Origin of the sequence: Ketogulonicigenium vulgare WSH-001, assembly GCF_000223375.1 — a bacterium.
Classification (GTDB): Bacteria; Pseudomonadota; Alphaproteobacteria; order Rhodobacterales; family Rhodobacteraceae; genus Ketogulonicigenium; species Ketogulonicigenium vulgare.
In genome coordinates, this window is the sequence record NC_017384.1 from 2,732,004 (window position 1) to 2,750,536 (window position 18,533).

At 63.2% G+C, this 18,533-nt stretch carries 14 protein-coding genes and 2 pseudogenes; 6 read left to right on the forward strand and 10 right to left on the reverse strand.

Annotation, left to right across the window (positions count from 1 at the left end; all coding sequences use genetic code 11):
- Positions 1-5: 5 nt before the first annotated feature.
- From rimO to KVU_RS13690, 4 genes and pseudogenes are all read right to left on the reverse strand, one after another.
- Complete coding sequence (gene rimO, locus KVU_RS13675) at positions 6-1,376, reverse strand: 30S ribosomal protein S12 methylthiotransferase RimO (protein ID WP_044008101.1); 1,371 nt, start codon at positions 1,374-1,376, stop codon at positions 6-8.
- 43 nt (positions 1,377-1,419) lie between these two features.
- Positions 1,420-3,030, reverse strand: coding sequence for a murein biosynthesis integral membrane protein MurJ (murJ, locus tag KVU_RS13680; protein ID WP_013383073.1), 1,611 nt, complete (start codon positions 3,028-3,030; stop codon positions 1,420-1,422).
- The gene (locus tag KVU_RS13685) at positions 3,027-5,753 is read right to left on the reverse strand and encodes a [protein-PII] uridylyltransferase (protein ID WP_060486292.1); all 2,727 of its coding nucleotides are present in this window, start codon (positions 5,751-5,753) and stop codon (positions 3,027-3,029) included. The genes murJ and KVU_RS13685 overlap by 4 nt, the downstream gene beginning before the upstream one ends.
- Positions 5,754-5,781: 28 nt before the next feature.
- Positions 5,782-6,953, reverse strand: a pseudogene (locus tag KVU_RS13690) (penicillin-binding protein activator).
- A gap of 118 nt (positions 6,954-7,071) precedes the next feature.
- On the opposite strand from KVU_RS13690, the gene rsmI reads away from it, so the two are divergent.
- From rsmI to gshB, 3 genes are all read left to right on the forward strand, one after another.
- A complete protein-coding gene (rsmI, locus tag KVU_RS13695) occupies positions 7,072-7,929 on the forward strand; it encodes a 16S rRNA (cytidine(1402)-2'-O)-methyltransferase (RefSeq protein WP_013383075.1) in 858 nt (285 codons plus the stop codon).
- On the forward strand, positions 7,922-8,281 hold the full coding sequence (locus KVU_RS13700; RefSeq protein WP_013383076.1) for a YraN family protein: 360 nt from the start codon (positions 7,922-7,924) through the stop codon (positions 8,279-8,281). The genes rsmI and KVU_RS13700 overlap by 8 nt, the downstream gene beginning before the upstream one ends.
- A gap of 63 nt (positions 8,282-8,344) precedes the next feature.
- A complete protein-coding gene (gene gshB / locus KVU_RS13705; RefSeq protein WP_013383077.1) occupies positions 8,345-9,289 on the forward strand; it encodes a glutathione synthase in 945 nt (314 codons plus the stop codon).
- Here the strand turns inward: gshB and KVU_RS13710 are convergent.
- Positions 9,286-10,782 (reverse strand): YifB family Mg chelatase-like AAA ATPase, encoded by a 1,497-nt coding sequence (locus KVU_RS13710; protein WP_014538133.1) that lies wholly within the window; start codon positions 10,780-10,782, stop codon positions 9,286-9,288. The genes gshB and KVU_RS13710 overlap by 4 nt on opposite strands.
- 44 nt (positions 10,783-10,826) lie before the next feature.
- The gene (locus tag KVU_RS13715; protein ID WP_013383079.1) at positions 10,827-11,357 is read right to left on the reverse strand and encodes a DUF1003 domain-containing protein; all 531 of its coding nucleotides are present in this window, start codon (positions 11,355-11,357) and stop codon (positions 10,827-10,829) included.
- Between the two features lie 126 nt (positions 11,358-11,483).
- On the opposite strand from KVU_RS13715, the gene coaBC reads away from it, so the two are divergent.
- From coaBC to KVU_RS13730, 3 genes are read left to right on the forward strand one after another with little or no spacing between them, the layout of a single operon-like run.
- Positions 11,484-12,695 carry a bifunctional phosphopantothenoylcysteine decarboxylase/phosphopantothenate--cysteine ligase CoaBC gene (coaBC, locus tag KVU_RS13720; protein ID WP_060486293.1) on the forward strand — a complete coding sequence of 404 codons (1,212 nt, stop codon included), beginning with the start codon at positions 11,484-11,486 and terminating at the stop codon, positions 12,693-12,695.
- Positions 12,692-13,162 carry a dUTP diphosphatase gene (gene dut, locus KVU_RS13725; protein WP_013383081.1) on the forward strand — a complete coding sequence of 157 codons (471 nt, stop codon included), beginning with the start codon at positions 12,692-12,694 and terminating at the stop codon, positions 13,160-13,162. Before coaBC ends, dut begins: the two co-directional genes overlap by 4 nt.
- Positions 13,159-13,929 (forward strand): HesA/MoeB/ThiF family protein, encoded by a 771-nt coding sequence (locus KVU_RS13730; RefSeq protein ID WP_014538134.1) that lies wholly within the window; start codon positions 13,159-13,161, stop codon positions 13,927-13,929. The genes dut and KVU_RS13730 overlap by 4 nt, the downstream gene beginning before the upstream one ends.
- On the opposite strand, the gene KVU_RS13735 is transcribed toward KVU_RS13730, so the two are convergent.
- The 4 genes and pseudogenes from KVU_RS13735 to KVU_RS13750 form a co-directional block, all read right to left on the reverse strand.
- Positions 13,922-15,943, reverse strand: coding sequence for a M3 family metallopeptidase (locus KVU_RS13735; RefSeq protein ID WP_014538135.1), 2,022 nt, complete (start codon positions 15,941-15,943; stop codon positions 13,922-13,924). The genes KVU_RS13730 and KVU_RS13735 overlap by 8 nt on opposite strands.
- A gap of 21 nt (positions 15,944-15,964) precedes the next feature.
- Positions 15,965-16,758: pseudogene (locus KVU_RS13740) on the reverse strand (amino acid ABC transporter permease).
- A gap of 14 nt (positions 16,759-16,772) precedes the next feature.
- The gene (locus tag KVU_RS13745) at positions 16,773-17,558 is read right to left on the reverse strand and encodes a transporter substrate-binding domain-containing protein (RefSeq protein ID WP_013383086.1); all 786 of its coding nucleotides are present in this window, start codon (positions 17,556-17,558) and stop codon (positions 16,773-16,775) included.
- A 57-nt stretch (positions 17,559-17,615) separates the two neighbouring features.
- Positions 17,616-18,530, reverse strand: a complete 915-nt coding sequence (locus tag KVU_RS13750) for a cation diffusion facilitator family transporter (RefSeq protein WP_013383087.1) — start codon at positions 18,528-18,530, stop codon at positions 17,616-17,618.
- Between the last annotated feature and the right edge of the window lie 3 nt (positions 18,531-18,533).

Here is an 18,533-nt window from a genome sequence, read left to right on the forward strand (position 1 = left end):
CGCCGTTAAACCGGCGTCCCCCACAGGTCGTAATCCTCGGCCTCGTCGACGGTGACGCGGACGATATCGCCGACGGACAGGCGCTCGACACCCTCGTCGATGAACAGGTTACCGTCGATTTCAGGCGCATCGGCCTTGGTGCGGCAGGTGGCAACGCCGTCTTCGATCTCGTCGATGATGACATCCATCTGCTGGCCGACTTTGGCTTGCAGCTTGGCGGCGGAAATGGCCTGTGCCTTTTCCATGAAGCGGTTCCAGCGGTCTTGCTTGACCTCGTCCGGCACATGATCGGGCAGCAGGTTCGATCGCGCGCCCGCCACATTCTCGTATTGGAAGCAGCCGACGCGATCCAGTTGCGCCTCGTCCAGCCAATCCAGCAGAGTCTGGAACTCGGCCTCGGTCTCGCCCGGATAACCGACGATAAAGGTCGAGCGCAGCGTGATATCGGGGCAGATGTCGCGCCATGCGGCAATCTCGTCCAGCGTCTTTGCGGCAGCGGCAGGGCGCGCCATGCGGCGCAGCACATCGGGATGCGCGTGTTGGAACGGAATATCCAGATAGGGCAGGATCAGCCCATCCGCCATCAGCGGGATCATGTCGCGCACATGCGGATAGGGATAGACGTAATGCATCCGCACCCAGGCACCCAGACTGCCCAAATCGCGTGCCAAATCAGTGATATGCGCGCGGTGGCCGCGTTCGGTCGCATATTTCAGATCAACGCCGTAAGCCGAGGTATCCTGACTGATGACCAGCAGTTCCTTGACCCCGCTTTGCACCAGCTTTTCCGCCTCGCGCACAATGGCAAAGGCGGGGCGGCTGACAAGGCGGCCGCGCATATCGGGGATGATGCAGAATTTGCACTTGTGGTTACAGCCCTCGGAAATCTTGAGATAGCTGTAATGGCGCGGCGTCAGCTTGATACCCGCGGCGGGCAGCAGGTCCACGAAAGGATCGGGCGATGGCGGCACGGCGACATGCACCGCATCCAGCACCTGCTCATACTGATGGGGGCCGGTGACGGCCATGACTTTGGGGTGGACGCCCGTGATATATTCGGGTTCGGCCCCAAGGCAGCCGGTCACGATGACCTTGCCGTTTTCCTGCAATGCCTCGCCAATCGCCTCAAGGCTTTCGGCCTTGGCGGAATCAAGGAAACCGCAGGTGTTGACGATGACCGCATCGGCCCCGGCATAATCGGGGCTGATGGCGTAACCTTCGGCGCGCAGGCGCGTCAGGATACGTTCACTGTCGACAAGGGCTTTCGGGCAGCCAAGGCTGACCATGCCGATGGTCGGTTGACCGGGTCGGGGAGCCGTGTCGAAACGCGGACGCGGGGCTAGATCGGGGCGAAGATCGGGCGGATTTTGCGACATTGCGCGCATATACAGCCACCTTGCCGCCGCGAAAAGGCCCTTTCTATCGCCCCTTGCTGCGGCGCAGCATCGCCCGCACTTCGCGGATATCAAACGCCCGCAAAAGCTGGCCCGCGACAAAGTAAACACCCATGCCGCCAAAGACCAAAATCATCAGCGCCAGATAGCGCATCCGGCCCGGCTCTAGCATCGGGTTCAGCAGTGCATAGGCGATGGCAAGGAATACACCCATGATGGCCGCTGCCGCGCAGATCCGCCAAAAACGTGTGCGCAGTTGCGCGTCAACCTCGGCCGCCGCGCCCATTTTGCGCGAGCCGAGCCACAGTTGCAGCACCATGCCCCAGCCCGCAACGGTTGTGCCGACGGCGGCTGCGATAAAGCCGATAAAGGGCGCCAGCGCGACAGCCGCGACGGCGTTCACCACCAGCGAGACCAGCGCAAATCGGAACGGGCTGCGGGTGTCGGCGCGCGCGTAAAACAGCGGCTGCAGCACCTTTTGCATGACGAATGCAGGCAGACCCAGCCCGTATACGGCCAGTGCCAGCGCGGTTGCGGCGGTATCTGCCGAAGTGAACGCGCCCCGTTCATACATGACCGAGATCAGCGGCACCGCGATCACCACCAGCGCGACAGCAGCAGGCACCGAGAGCATCAGCGCGAATTCGGTGGCGCGGTTCATGGCCTGCTTGCCCGCTTTGTCGTCACCCGCAGCAAGGCGGCGCGAGAGTTCGGGCAGCAGCACAACGCCAATCGCCGCACCCACTACACCCAGTGGTAGCTGATAGAGACGATCCGCGTAGCTCAGCCAGTTATAGGCGCCTTCGAAATAGCTTGCGACTTGGCGACCCACCAGCAGGTTGATCTGCACGACGCCCCCCGCCAACACGGCCGGCATGGCGATGATGGCCAGTTGCCGCAACTCGGGTGTCAGACGAGGGCGCTTGATCGTCATGGTAAAGCCCGCACGCCGCGCAGCCCACCACAGGGTCGCCAGTTGCAAAATACCGGCGACCGGCAGGCCCCAGGCCATGGCCCAGCCGATCCGCACACCGTCACCGCCGCCCGGCAGCGCATCGAAATGCGCGCCGATCACGATGGCCGGGATGAATGTCAGGTTCAATAGCGCAGGCGCGGCGGCGGCGGCGCGAAAGCGCCCCGCTGCATTCAGTATACCCGACAGCAAAGCTGTCAATGAAATCAAAAGGATATAGGGAAATGTCACGCGGGCATAGGCGGTGGCAAGGCTGAAGCGCGCGTCCCCGACCCAGCCCGAGGCCATCAGCCAGACCAGCACAGGCATGATCAGCATGCCGATGACCGAGAAGATCGTCAGAATAAACGCCATGCCGGCATAGGCGTCGCGGGCAAAGCCTGTCGCATCCTCGCCCGCCTCTAGCTTTTTGGCGAACATCGGCACAAAGGCCAGGTTGAACGCGCCTTCGGCAAAAAAGCGACGGAACATATTCGGCAAGGTAAAGGCAACGGCGAAGGCCTCGGCCACGGGGCCGGTGCCAAGATAGGCCGCCATCATGATATCGCGCGCGAATCCCAGCACGCGGCTGAGGAATGTCCACACGCCCACAGTGACGAAATTGGTCGCAAGGCGGATGGGCGAGGAGGCGCCAGAGGGCTTCCTAGATGTTTCTGTCGTCACGAATGGGCCCTTTCGGCACCTTGTTTGATCGCCTCGCGCAGCTTGGCTTCCAACTGCTGACGGCGCCCTTCGGCATGGAATTTCAGGCCGAACATGTCTTTCACATAGAATGTATCGACCGCCTGCTCGCCATAGGTGGCGATGACGGCGGATGCGATATTGGCGTTTTGCGCGGCCAGCGTGCGCACCAGATCATGCAGCAGGCCCGGGCGGTCACGGGTGTCGACCTCGATAATCGTGTAGATGTCCGAGCCTTCGTTATCAAAGGTGATCAGCGTCGGCACGGTAAAGGCGCGCTCGCGTTTCTTGATCTTGTCCCGCTCTTTCATCGCTTCGCGCGGGACGACTTCGCCGTTCATCGTGCGGTCGATCATCTGGCGCAGGCGGGGCAGGCGGGCGGCCTCGAACGGGCGACCATCGGCATCTTGCACCCAGAAAGTGGCGGTCGCATAGCCGTCCTTGGTGGTATAGGTGCGCGCATCGACCACGTTCGCCCCCACCAGCGCCAATGCGCCGGTCATACGGGAAAACAGGCCGGGGTGGTCAGACATGGCAAAGCTGGCGCGGGTCGCATCGCGATCGGGGTCTGGTGTCAGATCGATGCGGATCTCGGAATCATTGATGCCGCGCAGCAGGTTGGCAAAGACGACATGTGCCGATAGCGGCAGGCCCTGCCAATAGGGGCCGTAATGGCGCCCCGTCTCGGCGCGCAGATCGGCGGCGGGCCAGTCGTGCAAGGCCTCGCGCAGGGCGCGCTTTGCCTCGTCCTCGCGGGTGCGGCGGGACAGGGTGTCGGGGCCGCTGGCCAGCACCTCGGCGGTCGAGCGGTGCAGGCTGCGGATCAGCGCCGCTTTCCAGTTGTTCCATGTACCGGGGCCGACGCCGCGAATGTCGCAGACGGTCAGCACGGTCAGCAGATCCAGCCGTTCACGCGATTCGACCATTTTGGCAAAGGCACGCACGGTACGCGGTTCGGCAATGTCGCGTTTTTGCGCGGTATCGGACATCATCAGATGGTGACGGATCAGCCATTCCACCGTTTCGGATTCGCGCTTTGACAGGCCAAGGCGCGGCGCCACGCGGCGGGCGATTTGCGCCCCCAGCACGGAATGGTCTTCTTCGCGCCCCTTGCCGATATCATGCAGCAGCAGCGCCACATAAATCACGCGGCGGCTGATGCCAGCCTTGGTAATATCGCTGACCAGCGGCAGATCATCTGCCAGCTCTCCCGCCTCGATCGCGGCGAGGTTCGAGATACATTGGATCGTATGTTCGTCCACCGTGTAGTGGTGATACATATTGAACTGCATCATTGCGACGATGGGTTCGAATTCAGGGATGAACGCCGCCAGCACGCCGATTTCGTTCATATGGCGCAAGATGCGGGCCGGGTTGCCATGGCGCAGCAGCAGATCAAGGAAGATGCGATTGGCGCTGCGGCTTTCGCGCATATCGTCGTCGATGAGGTTCAGGTTAGCCGCCACCAGACGCAGCGCGTCGGGGTGGATCGGCGCGCCCATGCGGACGCTTTCCTCAAAGATGCGCAGCAGGTTCAATTTGTCGGCCAGAAACGCCTTTGGGTCGGCGACGGTCAGACGGTTGGTCTTTAGCGCATAGGGCGGCGCGACGGGGCGCTTGCGGGCGAACAGACGTGATAGCATCGGCGCGGGCTTGATCAGCTTGTCTTCTTGCACCGTCAGAAAGATGCGGGTCAACTCGCCCACTTTAGTCGCATGCAAAAAGTAATCTTGCATGAAATGTTCGACCGCCCGGCGACCGCGACTGTCGCGATACCCCATGCGCGAGGCGACCTCGACCTGCATGTCAAAGGTCAGCAGATCCACCTCGCGTTTGGCGATCAGATGCAGGTGGCAGCGCACCGCCCACAGGAAATCCTCGGCCAGACGGAATGTCTCGTATTCATCGGCGGTGAAGACGCCCTTTTGTACCAACTGTGCGGCATCCTGCACGTTGTAGACATATTTGCCGATCCAATAGAGGGATTGCAGATCGCGCAAGCCGCCCTTGCCCTCTTTCACATTCGGCTCGACCATATAGCGCTGGCCGCCTTGTTTCACGTGGCGCTGGGCCCGCTCGTCGAGTTTCGCCTCAATGAATTCAGAGGCGGTGTTCTTGAACAGCTCGTTCCATAGGCGGCTGCGCAGGGTTTGGAAAACTGTGGTGTTTCCATCCAGATAGCGCGCCTCGACCATGGCGGTGCGAATGGTGAAATCCTGTTTTGCCATCGCAATACAGTCATCCACTGTGCGCGAGGAATGACCGATTTTCAGCTTTAGGTCCCATAGGGTGTAAAGCAGGGATTCGATAACCGCCTCGGTCTCGCGCGACATGTTCGCGCGGGTGACGAACAGCAGATCGACATCGGAAAAGGGGGCCATCTCGCCGCGCCCATAGCCGCCGACGGCAACCATCGTCAGATCGCCTGCAGCGGGCGTGGGCTGCATCGGGCCGCGCGCAACCCACAGGGCCAGCGTCACAATGCAATCGGTCAGCCAGGCATAAGCATGGGTCACGCCCCGGCTTTCCAGCGGATTGGCCGCAAAGGCAGTGGCGATCACCGCGCGGCCATTGGCCATGGCGTCAGAAAGGATGGCGACAGTGGCGCGGCGCATATCCATCGGATCTGCAACGCCATCCAGCGCGGCCAGCAGCCGCGCTGTGATCGCAGGGGCGTCAAAGATTTCATGCGCCGGCCGGATCATACCGGCGGGCGCTGAGATCACCTGCGGCTCAGGATTGAGGGCCGCCAAAGCTGCGAGGGGCGGGGTCAAGGATGCTCACCATATTGTTGCGGATCTCGGCGACAGCCAGACCGCGCTGGGTCGTGCCATCGGGCAAGAAGCGGAAGATACCCGAGGTGCCCTCGAACCCTTGGGTCTGGGTCAGGGCGCCGCGGGATAGCGGATTAGAGCCGCCGCGTTGCAGCAGCGCGCCCACGGCGGCGATCCCGTCATAGGCAAGGCTGGCCAGCGGATGCGGCGGTTGGCCATAAGTCGCACTATAGCGCCCCTCGAAGGCGGTGACGCGGGCTTGGTCCGGCAGCGTAAAGATGCCGCCTTGCAGCCCCGGCAGCGTCAGCGCCTGCGACGTCGCGTTCCAGCGTGTCAGGCCGATCAGGCGGGTTGTTTCACGACTAACACCGGCCTCGGGCAGGACCGTCGCCAGAATCGGCAGGTCGGCGTTGACACTGGCGGTGGTGATCACGGCCTGTGCGCCCGTGGCATTGACGGTTGCGCCGACGCGGCGCGCCCCCTCGGCCGTTGCGGCTTGCGACAGGGCGTAGCTTTCAACGCCTGCCACCGTGCCGCCGCCTGCGGTAATCGCGGCAGAAATCGCATCGCGGCCAAGGTTGCCACCCAGATCATTGGCATGGGCGATCACATAGCTATTGATGCCTTGGCTACTGGAATAGCCAACCAAACGGTTCGCGGTGTCGCGGAAGGTCTGGCCAAGAATAAAACATTATTCCCAGCGATGGTCGGGTTGTTTGAAAACGCCAGCACGTTCACGCCGGAACTTGCGACAGCGACGCCTGCGGCATTCGCCTCTTCGGCATAGACCGGCCCAAGGATGATTTGCGCGCCATCAGACACAGCCGCGCGGGCCACTGTTGCGGCCTGCGTCGCGCTGCCGCCGGTGGGATAGACGCGCAGGTCGATGCGGCTGGTGCCAAGGTCGGAAATCGCCAGACGCGCTGCGTTTTCAAGGTTCTGCGCGATTAGATTGTCGGTCGCCTGCGCCGAGCCTGCAGGCACCAGCAGCGCCACGCGCACCGTGCCGCCTGTGGCCGCTGGCGTCGTGCCGCCGCCGGTATTTACAGTCGGCGCACAAGCGGCCAAGGCGGCCATGGCAACGGCGGCGGCCATGCGGCCAAGGCTACGTCGTGTCATCAGTTTGCGCATTTTGCGCTCTCCCTACTTTTGGCGCCCTTTGCGCGCAGCAGTAAACCTGCGGCAATTGACTTGCAATCAGGACGCATCATAGGGCAGGCAGGCTTTGGGTCTAGGAAAGAATGAAGACATGTCGGGAGCTTTCCCTTTAACCGCCGGTCTCTATCTGGTCGCAACGCCGATTGGCGCGGCGCGCGATATCACATTGCGCGCGCTGGATGTGCTGCGCCTTGCCGATGTCATCGCGGCCGAGGATACCCGCACCGCGCGCAAGCTGATGGAAATTCATGGTGTTCCGCTGAACGGGCGACGCATCCTTGCGTTTCACGACCATTCGACCGAAGGCACCACCGCCCATTTGGTGACGCAGGTGCGCGAGGGGAAATCCGTGGCCTATGTGTCCGAGGCGGGCACCCCCTTGGTTGCCGACCCCGGATACGAGCTGGCGCGCGGCATGATTGCCGAAGATCTGCCTGTCACCGCTGCGCCGGGCGCATCCGCCGTGTTGACAGCGCTGACGATTGGCGGCCTGCCGACGGATCGTTTTTTGTTCAACGGGTTTTTGCCTGCCGCCCATAGCGCCCGCCAGAGCGAACTTGCGATCCTGCGCGATGTGCCGGCGACGCTGGTGTTTTACGAATCGCCCAAGCGGCTTGGCTCTTCACTTGTGGATATGGCGGCGGTGCTGGGCGCTGGGCGTCAGGCTGCGGTCTGCCGCGAGTTGACCAAGAAGTTCGAGGAAGTCCGCCGCGGCACACTGGCAGAACTTGCTGAATATTATCAGGAAAACGATGCGCGCGGCGAGGTCGTGGTGCTGGTTGATCGCGCGGGTGCCGTGGTGACCGGCGCGGCGGATATCGAATCCGCCCTGCGCGAGGCGATGCAGACCATGCGGATCAAGGACGCCGCGACGCTGGTTGCGGGCGCGCTGAACCTGCCGCGCCGCGAGGTCTATCAGATCGCCCTAGCCATGTCGGCGGATGACTGATCTGCGGATGACGGGCGGGCTGCGCAATCACCTGCAAGGCGCGGCGGCCGAGGCTGCCGTGCTGCGCCATTACGAGGCCCTCGGCGCGCGCCTGCTGCACAGCCGTTGGCGCGGCCGTGCGGGCGAGATCGACCTGATCTTGCAGCAGGGCGACCTTACGATTTTTGTCGAGGTGAAATCCGCTGCCAGCTTTGACCGTGCCGCGTTTTCAATTCAGCCGGGCCAAGCCGCCCGCATCCTGCGCGCTGCCGAAGAATTCATGGCCGGTCGCCTTGCCGATCTGCGCATCGATCTGGCGCTGGTCGACGGGCAGGGCCACGTTCATGTGATCGAGAACGCCTTCTTCGCCTAAGCGGGATTGCGCCGGTGCGCGCCATCGGCCACAACAGCGCGACCAGAGCCAAGGAGACAGATCATGGCGTTGAAAGTTGCCATTCAGATGGACCCGATCGAATCCATCAATATCGACGGCGATTCGACCTTCCGCATCGCGCTAGAGGCGCAGGCGCGCGGCCATTCTCTGTTCTATTACACGCCCGACAAACTGGCCTTCCAAGAGGGGCGCATCACCGCCCGCGGCTGGCCGATCACGCTGCGCCGTGAAAAGGGCAACCATGTCACCAAGGGCGACGAGGTCGAGGTCGATCTGGCCGATTACGATGTGGTATGGCTGCGCCAAGACCCGCCCTTTGACATGGGTTATATCACCACCACCCATTTGCTGGACATGATCCACCCTAAGACACTGGTCGTGAATGACCCGTTCTGGGTGCGCAATTACCCCGAAAAGCTGCTCGTGCTGAATTTCCCCGAGCTGACCCCCCCGACCGCGATTGCGCGCGATCTGGACACGCTGCGGGCCTTCCGCGCCAAACACGGCGATGTCATTCTAAAGCCGCTGTTCGGCAATGGCGGCGCGGGCGTGTTCAAGCTGACGGCAGATGACAGCAACCTTGCATCGCTGCACGAGATGTTCACCTCGATCTCGCGCGAGCCGCTGATCGTGCAGAAATACCTGCCCGATGTGCGCAAGGGCGACAAACGGGTGATTCTGGTCGATGGCGAGCCGGTGGGCGCGATCAACCGTGTGCCGGCCTCGGGCGAGACACGGTCGAACATGCATGTGGGTGGCCGCCCTGAAAAGGTCGAGCTGACCGCCCGCGATCTGGAGATTTGCGCTAAGATCGGGCCGCTTTTGCGCGAAAAGGGCCAGATTTTCGTCGGTATCGACGTGATCGGCGACTACCTGACCGAGATCAATGTGACCTCGCCCACCGGTATCCAGGAACTCGAACGGTTCGACGGCACCAATACCGCCGAGAAAATCTGGGAAGCGATCGAGCGTCGCCGCGCGGCTTAAGGCCCGCGCAGCGCAATCGCTTCGGACAGATGGGGGCGGGTGATCTGTTCGGCCCCATCCAAATCGGCAATCGTGCGCGCGACGCGCAGGATGCGACTGTATCCGCGCGCCGAAATGCCAAAATGCGCGGCGGCGCGCTGCAAGAATGCGGCGCAGTCACCGTCCAGCGCTGTCATCTCCTCTAGCACATCCGGCGGGCAATCGGCATTGCTGCGCGCGCCGAACGGCTCTAGCCGCTGGATCTGCCGCTTGCGTGCGGCGGTGACGCGGCGCGCCACCTCGGACGACGGCTCGCCCAGCGGGCCGCGCAGGTCTGACGGCGGGATCGCAGGCACATCGATGCGGATGTCGAACCGGTCCAGCAGCGGGCCCGAGAGCCGCGCCATATAATCCTGACCGCAGCGCGGCGCGCGGGCGCAGGCGCGGCTCGCATCTGCCATATGGCCGCAACGGCAGGGATTGGCGGCACCGACCAGCATGAACCGGCTGGGATAGCGCAAATGCGCCTCGGCGCGGGCGATCCAGACCTCGCCCGTCTCAATGGGTTGGCGCAGGCTATCCAGCACAGGGCGCTGGAATTCCGGCAGCTCGTCCAGAAACAGCACGCCGTTATGCGCGAGCGAGATTTCCCCCGGTGCCGCGCGCCTACCGCCGCCGATGATCGCCGCCATCGAGGCGCCATGATGGGGGCTGCGAAAGGGGCGGTGCGGGCTGGGGCCAGCGCCGCGAGTACCCGCAACGGATTGGATCATTGCAGACTCTAGCGCCTCATCCGCGGTTTGCGGCGGCAGGATGCCGGGGAGGCAACTGGCCAGCAAAGATTTTCCGGCCCCCGGCGGCCCCAACATCAGTATGTTATGGCTGCCTGCCGCTGCGATCTCTAGCGCGCGCTTTGCTCCCTCTTGTCCACGTACCGATGCCAGATCGGTGGATTTCACGGCAGCGGGCGCTGCGGATAGCGGCGGGCGCGCGGGCGCAAGGGGCGTCGTTCCGGCCAGATGCGCCAGCGCGCTGCCAAGGCTCTCTGCCCCAAACACGGTTGCAGCAGCGACCCAAGCCGCCTCGGGCGCGCTGGGGGCGGGCAGGATCAGCGCTTTATCCTCGCTTGCGCTGGCGAGCGCCGCAGGTAAAGCGCCCGCGACGGGCACCAATCGCCCGTCCAGGGCCAGCTCTCCCATCGCCAGCACGGATTCGGCGGCGTCGCGCGAAATGGCATCCATCGCAGCCAGCAGGGCGATGGCGATGGGCAGATCGTAATGGGCACCCTCTTTGGGCATATCGCCGGGCGAAAGATTCACCGTGACGCGTTTCGCGGGCATCGCCAGTGCCATCGCGGCCAGTGCCGCCCCCACCCTTTCACGCGATTCGCTGACGGATTTGTCCGGCAGGCCGACGATGGAAAACCCGGGGATGCCGGGCGCAAGGGCGCATTGCACCTCGATCAGGCGCGGCTCGATCCCTTCAAAAGCAACGGTATAGCAGCGCGCAAGCATGGGCCCCCACCAGGTTCACCCCTGCAGCAGGCCGCGATTATGGTTTACGGGCGGTTAACGGCGGCAGCAATCGCGTCGATCTTATTGGTTATCAGGCGCAATTGATCCTCTAGCGCCACCAAACGCAGGTCATCCAGCTTTTCATGCAAGCGCATGATCTCGAGTTCCGATTTCAGGTTCACCTCATAATCATTGGCGGCGGCCTCGCGGTCTTTTTGCGCCTGACGGCTTTGCGACATCATGATGATCGGGGCCTGAAACGCCGCGATCATCGACAGCATCAGGTTCAGGAAGATGAAGGGAAACGGGTCGGGCGGGCTGGCCAGCAAAACGCCGTTCAGCACGACCCATGTCACCAGCACGCCGCCAAACAGCATGATGAATGTCCACGAGCCGCCAAAACTTGCGACCTTATCGGCCACACGCGCGCCCAGCGTATCGGCGCGCAGCGCGGGATCTTGCGACACCGGGGCGCGATCCAACATATGGCGCAGCACGCGCCTGTCACTGTCACTGAAATCGCTCGCAGGCTTTTTCAGCAGCCGCTCGGCCAATAGGGTGTGTTTCGCGTCCATTGTGATCCCCTGTTTTCCCCCATGCTGCGCCACTGCGGGCAAGCTGTCTATGGGGATGCGCCATTGTAGCGGGGCGATGAAGCGCATAGTTTAACCGCCAACAGACGCATGGAAAGCGAGGCCAAAGTGCTGGTTGGCAAGCGTATCTTGATGATCATCGGCGGCGGCATTGCGGCCTATAAGGCGCTGGAGCTGATCCGCCTGCTGCGCGGCCAAGGGGTCGAGGTCGTGCCCGTCCTGACCCGTGCGGGCGCGGAATTCGTGACGCCCTTGTCTGTCTCGGCGCTCGCGAATACCGCCGTCCACCAAGATCTGTTCGACCTGACGCATGAGGCCGAAATCGGCCATATCCAACTGTCTCGCGCCGCCGATCTGGTTGTTGTTGTGCCCGCCACTGCCGATCTGATGGCGAAAATGGCGCAAGGCATGGCGAATGACCTTGCCTCGACACTGCTACTGGCGACGGATAAGCGCGTGCTGATGGCGCCCGCGATGAATGTGCGGATGTGGGACCATCCCGCGACCCAGCGCAACCTGCGCACGCTTGAGGCAGACGGCGTTTTGCGCATTGGCCCCGACGATGGCGCGATGGCCTGCGGCGAGTTTGGGCCGGGCCGCATGGCCGAGCCTTTGGCGATTTTGGCCGCGATCAGCGATGCACTGCAGCCGGCGGATAAGCCGTTGGACGGCAATCATATTCTGGTCACCTCTGGCCCGACGCATGAGCCGATTGACCCGGTGCGCTATATCGCGAACCGTTCCTCGGGTGCGCAGGGGACGGCGATTGCCCAAGCGCTGCTGGATCTGGGGGCAAAGGTGACGTTCATCACTGGCCCCGCCGAGGTGCCGCCCCCCGCAGGGGCCGATGTGGTGCGGGTCGAGACCGCCAGCCAGATGCGCGCCGCCGTGCAGGCCGCGCTGCCCGCCGATGCGGGCGTCTTTGCCGCCGCCGTCGCCGATTGGCATGTGGTTGGCGCAGGGCCCAGCAAGATCAAGAAGGTGGCGGGGCAACTGCCGCAGCTAAACTTTGCGGAAAACCCCGATATTCTGGCCGAAGTTGGCCATATGACCGCGGGCCGCCCCAGGTTGGTCGTGGGCTTTGCCGCCGAGACGGATGACGTCATCGCCCATGCCCGCGCCAAGCGCCTGCGCAAAGGCGCGGATTGGATCGTCGCCAATGACGTCTCGCCCGCGACCGGCATTATGGGCGGGGCGGAAAACGAAATCACCATCATAACGGCCGAGGGCGAGACCGCCCTGCCGCGGATGTCGAAACCGGCGGTTGCCAAAGAATTGGCGCGCCGCATTGCCGATACTTTACTGAAAGACGACGCATGACCCTGACGATCAAATTCACCCGCCTTGATGGCTATGACGACGCGGTGGCGCTGCCCAGCTATCAAACACCCGGCGCGGCTGGGGCGGATCTGCGCGCCAACTTTGGCGCGGATTTGCGCGGTATTGGTCTGACCCTGCCGCCGATGGGCCGCGCGTTGGTGCCCACGGGGCTTGCGATTGAAATCCCGACCGGATTCGAGGTGCAGATCCGCATGCGCTCGGGCCTTGCACTGAAACAGGGGCTGATGCTGCCCAATGCGCCGGGCACGATTGATTCGGATTATCGCGGCCATCTGGGCATCATCATCATGAATGGCGGCGACCAGCCGGTGACCATTGCCCACGGTGATCGCATCGCGCAGATGATCGTCGCCCCCGTGGTGCAGGCGCAGTTCGAGCTGGTCACCGCGTTGACGCAAACGGATCGCGGCGCGGGGGGCTATGGCTCGACCGGGGTGTCGCAGTGACAGACCGCCGTTTCACGCCGGATGAGGTGGCGCGCTATGGCCGCCATATCACCTTGCGCGAAATCGGCGGGCCGGGGCAAAAGGCGCTGCTGCGCGCGCGTGTGCTGATCGTGGGCGCGGGGGGGCTCGGCTCTCCGGTGCTGCAATATCTGGGTGCGGCGGGGGTGGGGCAGATCACCGTGGTCGATGACGATCTGGTCGAGGCGACGAATTTGCAGCGCCAAGTCATCCACACCGCCGCCAGTGTCGGCACGCCCAAGGTCGCATCCGCGCAAGCCGCGATCAACGCGCAGAACCCGCATATCCATGTGACTACGGTGCAGACGCGGTTTTCAGCGCAAAATGCGGCAGAACTGGTGGCACAGCACGATTTGGCCATCGATTGCTGCGATGATACTGCGACGCGCAATGCGCTGAATGCGGCCTGTGTTGCGGCGGGTATCCCGATGGTCTCGGCCGCACTGACGACGTGGGAGGGGCAGGTTTCCCTTTACGATCCCGCGCGCGGCGGGCCCTGTCTGACCTGCGTCTTTCCCCATGCGCCGCCGGTGATCGAGGATTGCTCCGTCGTCGGCGTGTTCGGCCCGCTGCCCGGCATCATCGGCACCATGATGGCCGCCGAAGTCGTCAAGGCGCTGACCGGCGCGGGCGAGGGGCTGCGCGGGCGTCTGATGATCTATGACGCCCTTTACGCCGATATGCGGATCATCCGCACCAAAGCCGATCCGGCCTGCCCGACCTGCCACGGAATGGGGGCGGTCAAATAAGACCGCGCCCTTTCAGCAGGCTTTCGACCCCCGGCAGACGGCCACGGAAACGGGTATAAAGCGCCGCCGCATCCGCAGAGCCACCCTTTGACAGGATGTTCTCTTCCAGCGATTTGGCGGTCGCCGGATCGAACGGATCGCCCGATTCCAGGAACGCGTCGAATGCGTCGGCGTCCATCATTTCCGACCACAGATAGCTGTAATAGCCGCTGGAATAGCCGTCGCCCGAAAACACATGCGCGAAATGCGGCGTGGCGTGGCGCATCCGGATCGCATGGGGCATGCCGATGCTTTCCAGCACCTCGGCCTGTTTCTGCATCGGGTCCTGCGGCGCGGGGCCGTCGTGGAACTCGAGGTCAACCAGCGCCGAGGAGACGATCTCGACCGTCGAGAAGCCCTGACCATAGTTGCGCGCGGCCAGCAGGCGTTCGATCAACGCTGCGGGCATCGCCTCGCCGGTCTCGGCATGGGTCGCGAATTCGGCCAGCACTTCGGGCACTTCCAGCCAGTGTTCATATAGCTGCGAGGGCAGCTCGACAAAATCGCGCGCAACCGAGGTGCCGGAAATGCTTTCGTAGGTCACATCCGACAGCATCTGATGCAGGGCGTGGCCGAATTCGTGGAACAAGGTGCGCGCATCGTCATAGGACAGCAGCGCGGGCTGGCCTGCCTCGGGCGGGGCAAAGTTGCAGACATTCATCACGACGGGGCGCTGCGCGACGCCGCCGACCCGGCTTTGCGACCGCATCGCCGAACACCACGCGCCCGAGCGTTTTGATCCGCGCGCGAAGTAATCGCCCACGAAGATCGCGACCCATTCGCCGCCGCGCGTGACCTTCCAGACGCGGCAATCTGGGTGATAGAAGGGGGTGTCCAGCGCCTCGAATTCCAGCCCGAACAGACGGTTGGCGACGGCAAAAGCCGCCTCGACCATGCGGTCCAGCTGGAAATAGGGCTTAATCGCGGCTTCGTCCAAATCATGCTCGGCAAGGCGGCGCTTTTCGGAATAATAGTGCCAGTCCCACGCCTCGAGCGGGCCTTGGATGCCGTCGGCGTGCAGCAGGGCTTCCAGTGCGGTGCTCTCGCTTTGTGCCGCTTTGCGGGCGGGGCCCCAGATATCCAGCAGCAATTGGCGCACATTCTGCGCATTGCCCGCCATTTCGGTTTCCAGCTTAAAGGCGGCAAAAGTGTCATAGCCCAAAAGGCGGGCGCGGATCTGGCGCAGGGCCAGTGTCTCGGCTGCAATGGCGCGGTTGTCGGTCGCACCGCCATTTGCGCCGCGCGCGACATAGGCCTCATAGGCGCGCTGGCGCAGGGCGCGGTTCGGCGAATATTGCAAGAATGGCGTGATGACCGAACGGGCCAGCGTCACGACGGGGCCGTCCGCCTGCTTTTGGGCGCCAGCCGCGCGCAGGGCAGCGGTCAAAAAGGCGGGCAGGGGCGCAAGGTCAGCCTCGGTCACAGGCATGAACCATTCGCGCTCGTCCGCCAGCAGGTTCTGGGTAAAGGTGGTGCCAAGGACGGCAAGACGCGATTTCACGTCTTTCATCTCGGCCTCGGCCGCACCGGATAGGCCCGCGCCGCTGCGGACGAAACCGCGACGGGTCAGCATCAGGACGCGTTCTTCCTCGTCCGACAGGTTCAGGGCGTCCTTATCGGTCCAAAGCTGGTCGATGCGCTGGAACAGGGCCTTGTTGCTGCTGATCTCAGAGCTATAGGCCGAGAGCTTCGGCGCCAGATCGCGCTGCAGCGCCTCGCGCGCGGGGTTCGAATCGGCACCTGCGACGGTGTAAAAGGCGGAAAGGACGCGGCCCAGCTGCTCGTCCGCCATCTCCAGCGCGGCGATCGTGTTGGCGAATGTTGGCGCGGCGGAGTTATCCGCGATCGCGGCGACAGTGGCGCGGGCGGTGTCCAGCGCGGCATCAATCGCCGGGGCGTAATCGGCGTCCGAAATCAGATCATAAGGCGGCAGGTCATAGGGCGCGCGCCATGGGCCGAGCAGCGGATTTGTCATCTGATATCCTTTCATAGGGGCCTAGCGCTGATCGCGGGCGCGCAGGCGTTCTTCCAGCCGCCGCAGGGCCAGCGACAGGCCAATCGTCACCGTCAGATAGATCAGCGCGACGACATTATAGGTTTCAAAATACCGAAAATTCGAGGCTGAGGTCAGCTTTGCCAATTGTGTAATATCGGTCACGCCCAGCACCGAGACAAGCGAGCTGTCCTTCACCATCGCGACAAAATCATTGCCAAGGGGCGGCAGCACGTTGCGCATGGCCTGCGGCCAGACGATATGGCGAAAGATATGCCAGCGGCCAAGGCCAAGGGCCTTTGCAGCCTCGATCTGGCCGACCTCGACCGACAGGATGCCGGCGCGAAAGACCTCGGCCAGAAAGCTGGCATAGGCCAGCAGCAGCGCGATGATCGCGCGCCACAGCAGCGGCACATCGCGGGTGCGCAGGGGCTCGATCCCCGTCCAGCCTGTCAGCCCGTTCCACAGCGCTACCATCCCCGGCACGCCGACAAAGGCGACGTAAAGCAGCAGCACCATGATCGGCACGCCGCGCATCACCTCGACATACAGTCGCGCGGCTTGGCGCAGGATCAGGCTGCGCGACAATTGCGCCAGCGCAAGGCCAAGGCCCAGCACCGCCCCCCTGAAAACGCGATCAGGGTCACCATGATCGTGACGCCAAGGCCGCGCGACAGGGTATTGAGGACGCCCGCATAAACATCGTCCGTGGCGACGCGCCAGAACAGCCAAAGGCCCGTCACCCCGAGGATGACGAGCCAATAGGGAAAATCCTTGTCTGATTTGGCGCGGCGCATGGGATCGATTGGATTTATTCGCCTTGGCCGTATTCAAAGAACCATTTGGTGCTGAGGGCATCCAGCGTGCCATCGGCCTCCATACTGGCGATGGCGGCATTGATCGCGGTCACAAGGTCCGAGCCTTTGGGAAAGATAAAGCCGAAATCTTCGGTCCCCAGCGGCTCGCCAATGATTTTCAGCGCGCCGTCCGAGGTGTTCACATAGCCATGTGCGGCGGTCGAATCCGACAGCGCCAGATCCACATCGCCCGTGCGCAGCGCCGCAAGGCCCGCGCCAAAGGTTTCGAATTTCACGATGCGCGGGTTTGCCTCATCGCCGTCCAGCACGTCATAGACGCCGACGTAAAAGGGCGTGGTGCCGGGCTGGGCGGACATCAGCAGATCGGGATTGGCGGCAAAGCTGGCCGCATCGACAAAGCGGTCTTCATCGCCGCGCACGATCATCAGCATTTGCGATGTCAGGTAAGGGTCAGAAAAATCGACCATTTCCATACGGTCTTCGCGGATGGTGATACCGGTCATGCCAATGTCGAACTGCCCTTCGGATACGGCGGGGATCATCGCATCCCAGCTGATATTGCCATAGGTGACGGTCAGGTTCAGACGCTTGGCGATCTCGTCCATCGCATCATATTCCCAGCCGATCGCCGCGCCATCGGGGCCGACGAATTGCAGCGGTGGGTAGGCGTTTTCGGTGGCGACGGTAATCTCGCGCCCTTGCAGGTCAGGCAGGGTCTGCGCCGCGCCGGCGGTTGCAATCAGGGCGAGTCCAAGGCTGGTGAACAAGGCTTTCATCATACGCTCCGCAGGGTTGTTTTCAGCACAGTAACGGGGGCTTGGCGGCAATGACAAGCGCTACTGCTGGCGTTCGTCGTCGGGATGGGGCGGGGCGCCAAATGGGTCTTTGTGGATCATCACATCGGCATTGGGCAGTGCGCGGACAATCGCGCGGCGCAGGGCGGCGCTGGTGCGATGGGCTGCGAACAGGGTCTGGTTGCCGTCCATCTCGATATGCAAGGTGACAAAGATGCGGCTGCCCGAGGTGCGGGTTTTCAGGTCGTGATAGCCGATAATGCCATCGAAATCGCGCGCGACGCCTTCGATTGTTGCAATGACATCTGGTGGGGCGCTGCGATCCATCAGCGCGTCCCAGGCCTGTTTGCCGATCTTGGCCGCTCCGCGCAGCATCAACCCTGCGGCCAACAGCGCGATCACACTGTCGACGGCGCCGATCCCCCAAAGGGCCGAGACCGCAAGCGCGATCAGCGCGCCGATATTGGGGATCAGATCACCGATATAATGCAGCGAATCCGCCGCGACGACGCGGCTGCCGGTGCGCCGCGCGACATGGCGCTGCCATGCAACCAGTCCCAAGGTCAGCACGATCGACAGCACCATGATGACCATCCCGATCCCCTGCGCGCCGATCACATCGGTATCGCCCGCCGCCATGCGGCGGATCGCGGCCAGAGCGATCAGCACCGCCGAGGCTGTGATGACCAAAGATTGGGCGAGCGCGGTCAGATCCTCGACCGCGGTATGGCCAAAATGGTGATCTTTGTCCGCAGGTTTGGCGGCATAGGCAATGGCGATCAGCCCGCCCAGCGACATCAGCAGATCCAGCGCGGAATCGGCCAGCGTTGCCGCAATCGACAGCGCGCCCGTCGCTTGCAGCGCCCATAGCTTGCCCAGCACCAATAGGCTGGCCACTGATACCGAAAGCACACCGGCGGAAAGGTTCAACCGGTTGTTATCGTCAGATTTTGACATGGC